This is a genomic window from Citrobacter sp. CK194, assembly GCF_030333395.1.
Classification (GTDB): Bacteria; Pseudomonadota; Gammaproteobacteria; order Enterobacterales; family Enterobacteriaceae; genus Citrobacter_B; species Citrobacter_B koseri.
On record NZ_JAOWGA010000012.1, the window covers coordinates 277,073 to 293,197 of the forward strand.

10 protein-coding genes and 1 pseudogene are annotated in these 16,125 nt (G+C 52.8%); 9 read left to right on the forward strand and 2 right to left on the reverse strand.

The features are described 5' to 3' along the window. Nucleotides 1–91: 91 nt before the first annotated feature. Nucleotides 92–2,383, forward strand: coding sequence for a phosphatidylglycerol--membrane-oligosaccharide glycerophosphotransferase (gene opgB / locus OGX80_RS02000; protein ID WP_115182028.1), 2,292 nt, complete (start codon nt 92–94; stop codon nt 2,381–2,383). Between the two features lie 66 nt (nt 2,384–2,449). Further along, nucleotides 2,450–2,965 carry a GNAT family N-acetyltransferase gene (locus OGX80_RS02005; protein ID WP_115182029.1) on the forward strand — a complete coding sequence of 172 codons (516 nt, stop codon included), beginning with the start codon at nt 2,450–2,452 and terminating at the stop codon, nt 2,963–2,965. 134 nt (nt 2,966–3,099) lie between these two features. Here the strand turns inward: OGX80_RS02005 and tsr are convergent, their stop codons facing one another. Then, a complete protein-coding gene (tsr, locus tag OGX80_RS02010) occupies nt 3,100–4,764 on the reverse strand; it encodes a methyl-accepting chemotaxis protein (RefSeq protein ID WP_012134223.1) in 1,665 nt (554 codons plus the stop codon). Between the two features lie 366 nt (nt 4,765–5,130). Here tsr and btsT point away from each other — a divergent pair, with 366 nt between their 5' ends. The 3 genes from btsT to yjiA all read left to right on the forward strand — a co-directional run bounded on the left by btsT (nt 5,131) and on the right by yjiA (nt 8,584). Then, nucleotides 5,131–7,281 (forward strand): pyruvate/proton symporter BtsT, encoded by a 2,151-nt coding sequence (gene btsT / locus OGX80_RS02015; RefSeq protein WP_047459136.1) that lies wholly within the window; start codon nt 5,131–5,133, stop codon nt 7,279–7,281. A 131-nt stretch (nt 7,282–7,412) separates the two neighbouring features. Further along, nucleotides 7,413–7,616, forward strand: a complete 204-nt coding sequence (locus tag OGX80_RS02020) for a YbdD/YjiX family protein (protein ID WP_024130742.1) — start codon at nt 7,413–7,415, stop codon at nt 7,614–7,616. A gap of 11 nt (nt 7,617–7,627) precedes the next feature. Further along, a complete protein-coding gene (gene yjiA / locus OGX80_RS02025; RefSeq protein ID WP_024130743.1) occupies nt 7,628–8,584 on the forward strand; it encodes a GTPase in 957 nt (318 codons plus the stop codon). Between the two features lie 117 nt (nt 8,585–8,701). Here the strand turns inward: yjiA and OGX80_RS22345 are convergent. Further along, nucleotides 8,702–9,670: pseudogene (locus tag OGX80_RS22345) on the reverse strand (hypothetical protein). Between the two features lie 141 nt (nt 9,671–9,811). On the opposite strand from OGX80_RS22345, the gene hsdR reads away from it, so the two are divergent. From hsdR to symE, 4 genes are all read left to right on the forward strand, one after another. Next, nucleotides 9,812–12,235, forward strand: coding sequence for an EcoAI/FtnUII family type I restriction enzme subunit R (gene hsdR, locus OGX80_RS02040; RefSeq protein WP_115182030.1), 2,424 nt, complete (start codon nt 9,812–9,814; stop codon nt 12,233–12,235). A 74-nt stretch (nt 12,236–12,309) separates the two neighbouring features. Beyond that, a complete protein-coding gene (locus OGX80_RS02045) occupies nt 12,310–13,779 on the forward strand; it encodes an N-6 DNA methylase (RefSeq protein ID WP_115182031.1) in 1,470 nt (489 codons plus the stop codon). Next, the gene (locus tag OGX80_RS02050) at nt 13,779–15,467 is read left to right on the forward strand and encodes a restriction endonuclease subunit S (protein ID WP_115182032.1); all 1,689 of its coding nucleotides are present in this window, start codon (nt 13,779–13,781) and stop codon (nt 15,465–15,467) included. Before OGX80_RS02045 ends, OGX80_RS02050 begins: the two co-directional genes overlap by 1 nt. A gap of 215 nt (nt 15,468–15,682) precedes the next feature. Beyond that, nucleotides 15,683–16,027 (forward strand): endoribonuclease SymE, encoded by a 345-nt coding sequence (symE, locus tag OGX80_RS02055; protein ID WP_115182033.1) that lies wholly within the window; start codon nt 15,683–15,685, stop codon nt 16,025–16,027. The last annotated feature ends 98 nt before the right edge of the window (nt 16,028–16,125 follow it).

Below are 16,125 nucleotides of genomic sequence, written 5' to 3' on the forward strand. Positions count from 1 at the left end.
TAATTGCAGCAATATGACATCGCCATTACATTGTATGTCCTGAAAAGAGATTACGCCGCCTGCCGAATGCAGGTTTATTGAGGATCATCAGTTGTCTGAGTTACTTTCCATCGCCCTGTTTCTCGCGTCCGTGCTGATTTATGCGTGGAAAGCGGGTCGCAACACCTGGTGGTTTGCCGCCATTTTAGCGGTACTTGGGCTTTTTGTTGTCTTAAATATTACGCTCTATGCCAGTGATTACTTTACCGGTGACGGCATTAACGATGCGGTTCTCTACACGCTGACCAACAGCCTGACGGGTGCCGGCGTCAGCAAATATATTCTGCCCGGCGCCGGCATCGTACTTGCGCTGGCCGCCGTATTTGGCACGTTAGGCTGGGTTCTGCGCAGGCGTCGCCACCATCCTCACCATTTCGGCTACAGCCTGTTGGCGCTCTTACTGGCGCTGGGATCGGTGGATGCCAGCCCGGCATTTCGCCAGATCTCCGAACTGGTCAAATCCCAGTCGCGCGATGGCGACCCGGACTTCCCGGCTTATTACAAAGAGCCGTCGAAAACGATCCCGAATCCGCAGCTCAACCTGGTCTATATCTACGGTGAAAGCCTGGAGCGCACCTATTTTGATAACGATGCCTTCCCGGATCTCACGCCGGAACTCGGCGCGCTGAAAAACGAAGGGCTGGATTTCAGCCACACCATGCAATTGCCGGGCACAGATTACACCATCGCCGGAATGGTCGCCTCGCAGTGCGGCATCCCGCTGTTTGCGCCGTTTGAAGGCAACGCGTCGGCTTCCGTATCCAGCTTCTTCCCGCAGAATATCTGTCTGGGCGATATCCTGAAAAACTCCGGCTATCAGAACTATTTTGTGCAGGGCGCAAATCTGCGTTTCGCCGGAAAAGACGTGTTCCTCAAATCCCACGGTTTCGACCACCTGTATGGTGCGGAAGAGTTAAAAACCGTGGTGGCAGACCCGAGCTACCGTAACGACTGGGGCTTTTACGACGATACGGTGCTCGACGAGGCATGGAAAAAGTTTGAAGAACTCTCTCGCTCCGGCCAGCGTTTCTCGCTGTTTACGCTGACGGTGGATACTCACCACCCGGACGGGTTTATCTCACGCACCTGTAACCGCAAGCGTTACGACTTCGACGGTAAGCCGAACCAGTCCTTTAGCGCCGTCAGTTGCAGCCAGGAGAACATTGCCGAATTTATCAATAAAATCAAAGCATCGCCGTGGTTTAAAAATACCGTCATCGTGGTTTCCTCCGACCATCTGGCGATGAACAACACCGCGTGGAAGTACCTGAACAAACAGGATCGCAACAACCTGTTTTTCGTGCTGCGCGGCGACCAGCCTCAGCAGGATACGCTGGCGGTGAAACGCAACACGATGGATAACGGCGCGACCGTGCTGGATATTCTGGGCGGGGATAACTTTATCGGCCTGGGGCGCAGCAGCCTCTCCGGTCAGTCGCTGTCGGAAGTCTTCCTGAACAGCAAAGAGAAAATCCTGGCGATGAAGCCGGACATTATTCGCCTGTGGAACTTCCCGAAAGAGATGAAGGATTTTACCGTCGATCGGGATAAAGACATGATCGCTTTCTCAGGAAGCCACTTCCGCCTGCCGCTGCTGTTGCGGGTGTCGGATAAGCGCGTCGAACCGCTGCCGGAAAGTGAATACTCCGCCCCGCTGCGTTTCCAGCTGGCTAATTTTGCCCCGCGCGATAACTTCGTCTGGGTCGATCGCTGCTACAAAATGGCGCAGCTGTGGGCGCCGGAGCTGGCGCTCTCCACCGACTGGTGCGTTTCACAAGGGCAACTGGGCGGGCAACAAAGCGTCCAGCACGTCGATAAAGCACAGTGGAAAGGCAAAACGGCGTTTAAAGATACGGTTATCGATATGGAACGTTACAAAGGCAACGTTGATACGTTGAAGATCGTCGATAACGACATTCGTTATAAAGCCGACAGTTTTATCTTTAACGTGGCTGGCGCGCCGGAAGAGGTGAAGCAGTTCAGCGGTATTTCACGACCGGAATCGTGGGGGCGCTGGTCTAATGCGCAACTGGGTGATGAGGTGAAGATTGAATACAACACGCCGTTACCGAAGAAATTCGATCTGGTGATCACCGCCAAAGCCTTTGGCGCGAATGCTAATCGCCCTATTCCTGTTCGCGTAGGCAAGGAAGAACAGACGCTGGTGTTAGAGAACGAAGTCACCACAACAACGCTGCATTTTGATAACCCGTCAAATGCCAGTACGCTGGTGATTGTGCCGCCCGACCCGGTATCGACCAATGAAGGCAATATTCTCGGCCACTCCCCGCGTAAGCTCGGTATCGGGATGGTTGAGATTAAAGTGGTGAATGCCGAAGGCTAATCCTTAGTACAGGCCCGATAACACAACGTTTATCGGGTCTGAGCAATCCACGCTATACTCCCGCGCATGAAGATGACTTTTCGCCCTACCACGCTGGCTGATATCACCGTCATGCCCGCCATTGAACGCTCTGCGGGTCAACGCTTTCGGGACGTGCCTGCGCTGGCATGGATAGCCGACGGCCCTGTTATTTCAGTTGAACAACACCGGGAACACACCGCAAAAGGATTGAGCTGGCTGGCGCTGGCCGATGAGCGTCCTGTCGGTTTTTTACTGGCCGAAGCGCTGGATTCATCGCTGTTTATCGCCGAGGTGTCTCTGCTGTGTGAATGGCAGGGAAAAGGCATTGGCCGTCAACTGATTGCGTACGTCGCGGAGCAGGCGCGCAGCAGCGGTTTTGATGCGCTGACGCTTACCACCTTTCGGGACGTGGCGTGGAATGCGCCGCTCTATGCGCGAATGGGATTTGAGGTTCTGGATGATGAGAACCTGTCGCCAGGGTTACGTCAAAAGCGAGAGGAAGAAGCGGCGCACGGTCTGGCGTATGAATCACGCTGCGCCATGCGCCTGAGGCTGGTCTGAAGCGCCCGATGGCGGCTGTCGCCTTATCGGGCCTACATAGCACCGCATCCATACCGTATGCCGGATTCATCCGGCATCACAGCAGCTCCCTACCCGTAGGCCGGATAAGCGCCAGCGCCATCCGGCATGACGGCTTAGAAGGTTTCCCAGTTATCACCGCTATCCGCGACGGCTGCTTTACGCGGCAGTACAGACGCAGAAGCCGGTTTCACCGCTGCGGCATCACGCGCACGCTGCTGTTCCTGCTGAATGCGGAATACGGCAACAGCCTGCGTCAAGCGGCTGGCCTGCTCTTCCAGCGCGGCAGCGGCGGCGGCAGACTCTTCCACCAGCGAGGCGTTCTGCTGGGTAACGCGATCCATCTCCGCTACCGCCAGGCCAACCTGGTCGATACCACGGCTTTGCTCATCAGATGCCGAGGCGATTTCCCCCATGATATCGGTCACACGCGTCACCGCGTTCACGATTTCATCCATCGTTTCACCGGCGCTTTCGACCAGCGTTGAGCCCACATCCACACGGCTGACGGAGTCTTCAATCAGGCTCTTGATCTCACGCGCCGCCTGCGCACTGCGTTGCGCCAGGTTACGAACTTCACCCGCTACCACGGCAAAACCACGACCCTGTTCGCCCGCACGCGCCGCTTCTACCGCCGCGTTCAGCGCCAGGATGTTGGTCTGGAAAGCAATACCGTCGATCACACTGATGATGTCGGCAATTTTCTGCGAGCTGGAAGCAATATCACGCATCGTTTGCACGACGTTATCCACCACTTTACCGCCTTTCTGCGCGGTTTCAGACGCGCTCAATGCCAGATGGCTGGCCTGACGCGCGTTCTCGGCGTTCTGTTTCACCGTAGCGGTCAGCTCTTCCATGCTGGCGGCGGTCTCTTCCAGAGAGGCGGCCTGCTGTTCAGTACGGGAAGAGAGATCGTTGTTGCCCATCGCGATTTCGCTGGCGCCGCTGTAAATCGCATTCGCGCCGTTACGCACATCACCGACGGTACGAACCAGCTCGCCCTGCATATGACGCAGGCTCTGCGCCAGTTGTCCCATTTCGTTAGAGCCTTCCACATCAATGCGTTTCACCAGATCGCCGTTCGCAATATGACGAATACTTTCGATCAGACGGTTCATCGGCGCGATCAGGGAGAGCTTAATGCCGAACCAGACGGCGACGATCACCAGCAGCACAACGATTAACACGCTCGCCAGTACCCACATCGCCTGGCTGTATGAACGGTTATTATCTTCTACCGCAATGTCATACAGACGATCGTTCTGCTGCATGTAGTTAACATACTGCTTCTCAAAACCGTCCTGATAACCCTGAGTGGGCTGATCGAAGAAGTCGTTGATCTTACCTGCGCCCAACAGCTGGATCAGCTCCGCCAGCGCATTATGGTAGATATCGTAGTTACGCTTGATCTCCACTGCCGCCGTTTCACTCTGGCGCGGATCGCGAGGCAACGCCTCGTACTCAGCCCAGTGTTTTTCCGCCAGTTTCAGAGAGGTCGTCGCAATTTGCATCAGATCGGTAACGGTCGCGCCGCTGCCAATATTGTTCTGATCCATCATGTAACGGATACCCGCCCGGTTCAGGGTGTTTCGCGTTTGCAGCAGCGCAACCCAGCTGGCGTTCAGCGTGGACTGTTGCTGACGAATGGTTTGCAGAACGGTGAAGTTCTCTTTGTCATTCTTCAATGAGTTAAAGAACAAACCGCCTGAGGTGAGTTGTAAAAGGCCAAATATTGCCAGGACCAGCAGCAAGCTGGTCACAATCTTGATTCGTTTTAACATGTTTTCTCTTTCCGCTAGACAGATACCAGAATTTTCGGCCTGGAAAGGGAAAACTTTACCGAATTCGTACTGGTTGGGACGATATCAGCACGAATGATTCTCCGTTCACGATCGACGAAAAAGAAATGCTGGATTTTAATTAGTGATCTCAATCACATAAATGACCGCATCCCTCCGTCGGAAAAACCACTCACTGACACTCCTGACCGCTTAAGCCCACATATAACCACTCACTTATTTACCTTACTTTACGCGCGCGTATCTCTGGCAGGATCACCTCAGCATAGCAGTCAATTTACCTCCTCAAACACAGACTCAAACCCAACGGCTTCGGCCAATTATTAATCTTAAAAACCAGGTTTTACTATGGATACGAAAAAGATATTCAAGCACATACCCTGGGTGATTCTTGGAATCATCGGTGCATTCTGCCTCTCGGTCGTCGCCTTACGCAGAGGTGAGCACGTCAGCGCCCTGTGGATCGTGGTCGCTTCCGTCTCTGTTTATCTGGTGGCTTATCGCTACTACAGCCTGTACATCGCCCAGAAGGTGATGAAACTCGACCCAACGCGTGCTACGCCTGCGGTCATTAATAACGACGGCCTGAACTACGTCCCGACAAACCGTTACGTACTGTTTGGTCACCACTTTGCCGCTATCGCTGGCGCCGGCCCGCTGGTCGGCCCGGTTCTGGCCGCGCAAATGGGCTACCTGCCGGGTACGCTGTGGCTGCTGGCGGGCGTAGTGCTGGCCGGTGCGGTACAGGACTTCATGGTGCTGTTTATCTCTTCCCGCCGTAACGGCGCGTCTCTCGGTGAGATGATCAAAGAAGAGATGGGCCCGGTGCCGGGCACCATCGCCCTGTTTGGCTGCTTCTTAATCATGATCATCATCCTCGCGGTACTGGCGCTGATCGTGGTAAAAGCGCTGGCCGAAAGCCCGTGGGGCGTCTTCACCGTTTGCTCAACCGTACCTATCGCGCTGTTTATGGGGATCTACATGCGCTTCCTGCGTCCGGGACGTGTGGGTGAAGTCTCCGTTATTGGCATCGTGCTGCTGGTTGCCTCTATTTACTTCGGCGGCGTGATTGCGCACGACCCGTATTGGGGCCCGGCGCTGACCTTTAAAGACACCACCATTACCTTCGCGCTGATCGGTTACGCGTTTATTTCCGCACTGCTGCCGGTATGGCTGATCCTCGCCCCGCGCGACTATCTGGCAACCTTCCTGAAAATCGGCGTTATCGTCGGTCTGGCGCTGGGGATTCTGATCCTCAACCCAGAGCTGAAAATGCCAGCGATGACCCAGTACATCGACGGTACAGGCCCGCTGTGGAAAGGCGCGCTGTTCCCGTTCCTGTTCATCACCATCGCCTGTGGCGCGGTATCTGGCTTCCACGCGCTGATCTCTTCCGGTACGACGCCGAAACTGCTGGCTTGTGAAACCGACGCGCGTTTCATCGGCTATGGCGCAATGCTGATGGAGTCTTTCGTGGCGATCATGGCGCTGGTTGCGGCGTCTATCATCGAACCGGGTCTTTACTTCGCGATGAACACCCCACCGGCGGGCCTCGGTATCACCATGCCGAACCTGCACGAAATGGGTGGCGAGAACGCGCCGCTGATTATGGCGCAGCTGAAAGACGTCACCGCACACGCGGCGGCAACCGTCAGTTCCTGGGGCTTTGTGATTTCGCCTGAGCAGATCCTGCAAACCGCGAAAGACATCGGCGAACCGTCGGTACTGAACCGCGCAGGTGGCGCACCGACGCTGGCAGTCGGTATCGCTCACGTATTCCACAAAGTGTTGCCGATGGCTGACATGGGCTTCTGGTATCACTTCGGTATTCTGTTCGAAGCGCTGTTCATCCTGACCGCGCTGGATGCGGGCACCCGCTCCGGCCGCTTTATGTTGCAGGATCTGCTGGGTAACTTCGTCCCGTTCCTGAAGAAAACCGACTCTCTGGTTGCTGGCGTCATCGGTACTGCGGGTTGCGTCGGTCTGTGGGGCTACCTGCTGTATCAGGGCGTGGTTGATCCGCTGGGCGGCGTTAAGAGCCTGTGGCCGCTGTTCGGTATCTCCAACCAGATGCTGGCCGCCGTGGCGCTGGTTCTGGGCACCGTGGTACTGGTTAAAATGCAGCGCACCAAATACATCTGGGTTACCGTTATCCCGGCAGTATGGCTGCTGATCTGCACCACCTGGGCGCTGGGTCTGAAACTGTTCAGCACCAACCCGCAGATGGAAGGCTTCTTCTACATGGCTAACCAGTACAAAGAGAAGATTGCCAACGGCAGCGAACTGACCGCGCAGCAAATTGCCAATATGAACCACATCGTCGTGAACAACTACACCAACGCAGGCCTGAGTATTCTGTTCCTGGTGGTAGTGTACAGCATCATCTTCTATGGGTTCCGTACCTGGCAGAAAGCCCGCACCATCAACGGTCGTACCGATAAAGAGACGCCGTATGTACCGGTGCCGGAAGGCGGCGTGAAGACCTCTTCACACCATTAATCGGATGCCGGGTGGCGCTACGCTTACCCGGCCTACAAAATGCAGTTAACGTAGGCCGGATAAGGCGCAAGCCGCCATCCGGCAAAACCAACGCCCGGTTCGCTGGGCTTTATTCATATCTGGATGAGAAAATGTTTGGTAACTTAGGTCAGGCAAAAAAATATCTCGGCCAGGCGGCGAAGATGTTGATTGGCATTCCAGACTACGACAACTATGTCGAGCATATGCAAACCAACCATCCAGACAAGCCGTACATGAGCTATGAAGAATTCTTCCGCGAGCGCCAGCAGGCACGTTACGGCGGCGACGGAAAAGGCGGCATGCGCTGCTGTTAATGGAGGCACTGATGACCCCGATTGCAGTTACCCTACTCACCGGTTTTCTCGGCGCGGGTAAAACCACCCTGCTGCGCCACATTCTTAACGAAAAGCACGGCTACAAGATTGCCGTTATCGAAAACGAATTCGGCGAAGTTTCCGTTGACGATCAGCTGATTGGCGATCGCGCCACCCAGATCAAAACCCTGACTAACGGCTGCATTTGCTGTACCCGCTCCAGTGAACTGGAAGACGCGCTGTTAGATCTGCTCGACAACCTCGACCAGGGCAACATCCATTTCGACCGTCTGGTGATTGAGTGTACCGGCATGGCCGACCCCGGCCCGATCATTCAGACCTTTTTCTCCCATGACGTGATTTGCCAGCGCTACCTGCTGGACGGCGTGATTTCGCTGGTCGATGCGGTACACGCCGACGAGCAGATGAACCAGTTCACCATCGCCCAGTCGCAGGTCGGTTATGCCGACCGCATCCTGCTGACCAAAACCGACGTGGCGGGAGTTAGCGAAAAACTGCGTGAACGCTTAGCGCGCATCAATGCCCGCGCCCCGGTTTACACCGTCACACACGGCGATATCGACCTCTCCCTGTTGTTCGACACCAACGGCTTTATGCTGGAGGAGAACGTGGTCAGCGCCACACCGCGCTTCCACTTTATCGCCGACAAACAAAACGATATCTCATCAATTGTGGTGGAGCTGGATTATCCGGTAGACATCAGCGACGTTTCCCGCGTCATGGAAAACCTGCTGCTGGAGTCCGCCGAGAAACTGTTGCGCTACAAAGGAATGCTATGGATTGAAGGCGAACCGAACCGCCTGCTGTTCCAGGGCGTCCAGCGCCTGTACAGCGCCGACTGGGACCGCCCGTGGGGCGACGAACAGCCGCACAGCACGCTGGTGTTTATCGGCATTCAACTGCCGGAAGACGAGATCAGAGCCGCGTTTGCGGGGCTGAAGAAGTAATGCGTATCAGGGCCATCACGGGATGGTGGCCCCTGCTGAGCTGATAAGAAACACCCCATTCGCCGTTGTCGTACTCTTCCCATCACCAGCACACCACCACATAAGGATAAATACAAGCTACCTTAACCACGAGGGTATATTATATTCCGGCAAAGGTTCTACAATATAAGAATCTCTCCTGTCACTCCCTTTTTTGCAGGTAAGCTCATAGAACCCCCATTTTTCATTTTTATCTGAATAAAAGACTGTATATTTATTAGTATTAAAATCAAAATACTTTTCGTTTTTATTCTTAATTTTTAGCTCACCACATTTTGCTTCATCACGCCATTCATAGTTGATGGTCTTTTTTAGCACAAAATAAGTGGCATCACCGATCAGCATAGGAACAAGCAGAAACAAAAATATTGACATGATAAAGGCACCCGTTAATGTAAAGATTCGATACCCTTTTGCTTTATCACCGTAACGCAGAAATAGCCCATAGCAAATAGGTTGTGATAACCACAAGAAAAACATAAGAAATGCGGTGGCTTTCCAACAATATTCTAACCACGGAGAAGAGGATAGCGCCAGATTACTAATTTACCAGAAAATGCTGGCAGAGTAACTACTAGTAAAAGCAAAAATACCTGAAAATGCGGTAACAGCCAGGCCGATTACCTTAAGGGTTTTTGCTGTATTATTTCTGGCAAGATCTAAAACAGTCAAAATGCTACTAATGAGGATAGAGACTGAAAATAAAATTGCTAACCAATACGTTATGGTGTTAACAAACACATTAGCAGACAACAACAAAAGCAAAAAAATTGGCCATGCAGTTAGCGATAGAATACCAGCAAACCGAGTCAATAAATGGTTATTGTCTGTACGTATAAAGAAACTAATATATTCCCTGACTCGATTTTCTTGAGTACAAGAGAATATCAGAATAGATATAAAAAGAAATGCAACCAAGTAACTTTTTAAAGGAAACTTATAGGGAATTAAATAGATTGCGATCATGCCGTAGACAACCACCGCAGAGTCTAATTTTTTCTGTTTAAAATGTTTAAGAAAGGATCTCCAAATATTAATAACTTCCATATTAAAACCTTATATGTTGGGTACAGAATTCACGAATTCATCTAAAACAGAGACTTAACACCAATAATGCACATAGCGTGTAATGATTTCATCTGATTTTTTGTGTAGAATTCGCGCATCGCTATTTGATGAGAATCCCCAATGGCTGACCTGAACCTGAGTACCCTGACGGAAGCAGACATCATCACCAAACGCGTTATGCCCGCCATCCTTGATGCTGGCTGGAACGACACAACGCAAATCAGACAAGAGGTCAAACTCCGGGACGGTAAGGTCATTGTGCGCGGCAAAGTCGCGGCGCGCAGAACGGTGAAATCTGCCGATATCGTGCTGTATCACAAATTAAACATGCCACTGGCGGTGATCGAAGCCAAAGCCAATAAACATGAAATCGGCAAAGGCATGCAGCAGGCCCTGGGTTATGCCCACCTGCTGGACGTTCCCTTTGCGTTTGCTTCTAACGGCGATGGCTTTATCTTCCACGATAAAACGGCAATCGGCGCGATTGAGCGAGAAATTACCCTCGACGAATTCCCAACGCCTGACGAATTGTGGCAAAAATACTGCGTCTGGAAAGGTTACACCGAAACTCAGCTTCCGGTTATTACCCAGGACTACTACGATGACGGCAGTGGCAAAGCGCCGCGCTACTATCAGCTACAGGCCATCAATAAAACGATTGAAGCGGTCTCTGCCGGGCAGAACCGCGTTCTGCTGGTGATGGCGACCGGGACGGGGAAAACCTACACCGCCTTCCAGATTATCTGGCGCTTATGGAAAGCGAAAAGTAAGAAGCGGATCCTGTTCCTCGCCGATCGCAACATTCTGGTCGATCAGACCAAAAATAATGACTTCCTGCCGTTTGGCACGGCGATGACCAAGGTCACCGGGCGCACCATCGACCCGGCATTTGAAATCCATCTCGCGCTGTACCAGGCCATCACCGGCCCGGAAGAAGATCAAAAAGCCTTTAAACAGGTAGCCCCGGATTTCTTCGACCTGATTGTGATCGACGAATGCCATCGCGGCAGCGCTTCGGAAGACAGTGCCTGGCGCGAAATCCTCGACTATTTCAGCGCCGCCACGCAGATTGGCTTAACCGCCACGCCGAAAGAGACTCATGAAGTCTCCAGCACCGATTACTTCGGCGACCCGGTGTATATCTACTCGCTCAAAGAAGGCATCGAGGACGGCTTCCTTGCCCCTTATAAAGTGGTGCGCGTCGATATCGACGTCGACCTCCTGGGCTGGCGCCCGACCAAAGGCCAGGCGGATAAAAACGGCGAGCTGATTGACGACCGCATCTACAACCAGAAAGATTTTGATCGCACGATGGTGATTGATGAGCGCACCGAACTGGTGGCCAAAACCATTACCGATTACCTCAAACGCACCAACCCGATGGATAAAACCATCATCTTCTGTAACGACATCGATCACGCGGAGCGGATGCGCCGCGCGCTGGTCAATCTCAACCCAGAACAGGTGAAAAAGAACGACAAGTACGTGATGAAAATCACCGGCGATGACGACATCGGCAAAGCCCAGCTGGATAACTTTATTAACCCCAAAAAAGCCTATCCGGTTATCGCCACTACCTCCGAACTGATGACCACCGGCGTGGATGCCAAAACCTGCAAACTAGTGGTGCTGGACCAAAACATTCAGTCGATGACCAAATTCAAGCAGATCATCGGCCGCGGCACCCGCATCGATGAACGCTATGGCAAGCTGTGGTTCACCATTCTCGATTTCAAAAAGGCCACCGAACTGTTCGCCGACGAGCGCTTCGACGGCATCCCGGAAAAGGTGATGGACACCACGCCGGAAGATATCGCCGACCCGGAGTCTGATTTTGAAGAGCAGTTCGACGAGCACGAGGAAGAAGCCGAAGACGACATCATCGGTGCCAACGAAGATCCCGCGCCGTATACCGTCACCGGTTCAGATGATGTCGGCCCGCTGCCGGAAGACGACAAGAACAAAGTGCGGAAGTTCCACGTCAACGGCGTGGCCGTCGGCGTGATCGCCCAGCGCGTGCAGTATTACGATGCCGACGGCAAGCTGGTCACCGAATCCTTTAAAGACTACACCCGCAAAACGCTGCTCAAAGAGTACGCCTCGCTGGATGATTTCACCCGCAAATGGCTGGACGCTGAGCGCAAAGAGGCCATCATCAAGGAGCTGGAACAACAAGGCATCATCTGGGAAGTGCTGGCGGAAGAAGTGGGTAAAGACCTCGACCCGTTCGACATGCTGTGCCACGTGGTGTATGGTCAGCCGCCGTTAACCCGCAAAGAACGGGCGGAGAACGTGCGTAAGCGCAACTACTTCACCAAATACTCCGATGCCGCGCAGGCGGTACTGAATACGCTGCTGGATAAATACGCCGACGCGGGCGTGCAGGAAATAGAGAGTATTCAGGTACTGAAGCTCAAGCCGTTCGACAGCATGGGTACGCTGCCGGAGATCATTAAAAGCGGATTCGGCGACCGTAACGGGTATAATCAGGCCATCAGCGAGCTGGAGAGCGAAATCTACCACTTACCGCCCCGCTCCGCGTAACCACTCCCCTTTTGCGCCTTCTGCTGCCACCGCGTAGCAGAAGGCCTTATTGTTAATGAAACATGGAACACATCATGTCAATCAGCTCGGTTATCAAATCCTTACAGGACATTATGCGCAAAGACGCCGGCGTGGATGGCGATGCGCAGCGCCTCGGCCAGCTCTCCTGGCTGCTGTTTCTGAAAATCTTTGACGCCCAGGAAGAGGCGCTCGAACTGGAGCAGGATAACTATCAGTATCCAATCCCGCAGCGCTACCTGTGGCGCACCTGGGCGGCGAACGCCGAGGGCATTACCGGCGATTCCCTGCTGGAATTCGTCAACGATGACCTGTTCCCGGCGCTGAAAAACCTCACCGCGCCCATCGATAAAAACCCCCGCGGCTTTGTTGTCAGACAGGCGTTCAGAGATGCCTATAACTACATGAAAAACGGCACCCTGCTGCGTCAGGTGATCAACAAGCTGAACGAAATCGACTTCACCAGCGCCAGCGAACGTCACCTGTTCGGCGACATTTACGAACAGATCCTCAAAGATCTGCAATCGGCGGGCAATGCCGGTGAGTTTTATACCCCGCGCGCCGTCACCCGCTTTATGGTCGATCGCGTTGATCCGAAGCTCGGCGAGTCAATTATGGACCCGGCCTGCGGCACCGGCGGCTTCCTCGCCTGCGCGTTCGATCACGTAAAAAACAACTACGTAAAGAGCGTGGCCGATCACCAGACGCTGCAACAGCAGATCCACGGCGTGGAAAAAAAGCAGCTCCCGCACCTGCTGGCGACCACCAATATGCTGCTGCACGGCATCGAAGTGCCGGTGCAAATTCGCCATGATAACACCCTCAACAAGCCGCTGTCGTCGTGGGATGAACAGCTGGATGTGATTGTCACCAACCCGCCGTTCGGCGGCACCGAAGAAGACGGCATTGAGAAGAACTTCCCGGCAGAGATGCAGACCCGCGAAACGGCGGATCTGTTCCTGCAATTGATCGTTGAAGTGCTGGCGAAAAACGGCCGCGCAGCGGTGGTGCTGCCGGACGGTACGCTGTTTGGCGAAGGCGTGAAAACCAAGATCAAAAAGCTGCTCACCGAGGAGTGCAACCTGCACACCATCGTGCGTCTGCCGAACGGCGTGTTTAACCCGTACACCGGGATCAAAACCAACCTGCTGTTCTTTACTAAAGGCCAGCCGACCCAAGACATCTGGTTCTACGAGCACCCGTACCCGGCGGGGGTGAAGAACTACAGCAAAACCAAACCGATGAAGTTTGAGGAGTTCCAGGCCGAGATCGACTGGTGGGGCAACGAGGCCGACGGCTTCGCCAGCCGCGTCGAGAACGAACAGGCGTGGAAAGTCAGCATCGACGAGGTGATTGCCCGCAACTTTAACCTCGATATCAAGAACCCGCACCAGGCGGAAACCGTCAGCCACGACCCGGACGAACTGCTCACACAGTACGCCAAGCAGCAGGAAGAAATCCAGGCCCTGCGCCACCAGCTGCGCGATATTCTCGGCGCGGCGCTCTCCGGTAAGGAGGCCAACTAATGTCGGTGGAAAAACTGATTGTCGACCATATCGACACCTGGACCACGGCGCTGCAAACCCGCTCTACGGCGGGGCGCGGCAGCTCGGGTAAGATTGACCTGTATGGCATCAAGAAGCTGCGCGAGCTGATTCTGGAGCTGGCGGTGCGCGGCAAGCTGGTGCCGCAGGATCCGAACGACGAACCGGCGTCGGTGCTGCTAAAACGCATTGCGGCGGAAAAAGCCGAGCTGGTGAAGCAGGGGAAGATTAAAAAGCAGAAACCGCTGCCGAAGATTAGCGATGAAGAGAAACCGTTTGAGCTGCCGGAGGGGTGGGAGTGGACAAGATTTGGTAATATATTCAAAGTGTCATCTGGAGATGCACTAACCTCCAACCAAATGAATACTCTTGGAGAATATCCTGTATACGGAGGTAATGGAATCAATGGCTACCATGATTCATACAATGTTGCGAAGAGAACATTAGTCATCGGAAGAGTTGGTTATTATTGTGGTTCAATTCATATAACACCTAATCATGCTTGGGTAACTGATAATGCCTTTATCACTCATTTTTCAGAAAGTAACTTTGATTTAGACTATGTTGAAATACTACTGAAAGCGACAAATTTGAAAGAGGATGAAAGTGCAACCGCACAACCAGTAATTTCAGGAAGAAAAATATATCCTATTGTTCTTGCTGTACCACCACTCGAAGAACAAAGAAAAATCGCAAAGAAAACATATGAACTTCTAGGCCTTTGTACACACCTAGAACAGCACTCCCTGACCAGTCTGGACGCCCATCAACAGCTGGTTGAAACTCTGCTAACCACGCTAACCGACAGCCAGAACGCCGATGAACTGGCCGAAAACTGGGCACGTATCAGCGAACATTTCGATACTCTGTTTACCACCAAAGCCAGCATTGACGCCTTAAAGCAGACCATTCTGCAACTGGCGGTGATGGGTAAACTGGTGCCGCAGGATCCGAACGACGAACCGGCCTCTGAACTGCTCAAACGTATTGCGCAGGAAAAAGCGCAACTGGTGAAAGATGGGAAAATGAAAAAGCAAAAACCGTTGCTACCGATTAGTGATGAGGAAAAACCGTTTGAACTGCCAGAGGGGTGGGAATGGTCTAGATTAGATCATGTTGCATCGAAGATTACCGATGGTGATCATAAAACTCCACCACGCATTGCTGAAGGTTATAAATTACTTTCAGCCAAAAATATTCGCGATGGTTTTTTAGACTATGAAAACTGTGACTATATTTCAGAGTCTAGCTATATAAAATCCCGTGAAAGATGCTTACCTGAGAAAGGTGACCTATTAATTGTTTCGGTTGGCGGAACAATAGGAAGATCATCATTAATTACTGGCGACTGTGAATTTGCACTCGTACGTAGTGTTGCAATAATAAAACCATTAATTATTGAGTCAAATTTCTTAAAAATAGCTATGGACTCCCAGTTATTACAATCTATGATTCACTCGCACAAACGCGGTGGAGCACAACCTTGTTTATATCTTGGCGAAATAAGCAAATTTCTATTCCCTGTACCTCCATTAAAAGAGCAAAAGAGAATCGTTAAAACAGTCAATATATTCATGGGGATTCTTGAAACCTTAACTTTAGCATTCAAATCCGCCCAACAAACCCAGTTCCACCTGGCCGACGCCCTCACCGACGCCGCCATAAATTAACCCACCCGCAGAAACCAATAAAGCGGCTAAATAGCCGCTTTATTCCCATCACCAGAAATAATCTTTCTCTTTATCCACGCCCTTATTTTCATTCATTTTCAGCTGGACTTTCCGTCTATTCCCTGATGATATGTACAGGTATTTTTCGCAAGGCGCCCGTGCAGCAACACGAGCGCCTCGCTAATCACAATCACTATTCACAGGAAATAGCCATCATGACTACCCCGCATTCTATTGCAGAATTCACCGTTCCAGAAGTCTCCCTGGCAAATAACCGCGTTGCCACCGTCAGTTATGCGAACCGCTACCCGGATTACACCCGTATTCCCGCCATTACCCTGAAAGGCCGGTGGCTGGAAGCCGCCGGTTTTACCACCGGTAGTAAGATGGATATCAAGGTGATGGCAGGCTTCATCGTGCTGACGGCAAAGCAGCCGGAGCCTGAAGAACCGGCATTATTGCAGTCGCTGCGTCGGGTGTGCAAACTGTCCGCGCATAAGCAACAGCAGGTGCAGGAGTTTATCGACATAATTTCGGCGAAGCCTGCCAGGCAGAAATAACCGCCCGGATGCCCGGTGGCGCTGCGCTTACCGGGCCTGGAAATCAACTACGTAGGCCGGATAAGGCGAAGCCGCCATCCGGCGCTCACTCCCCCCAC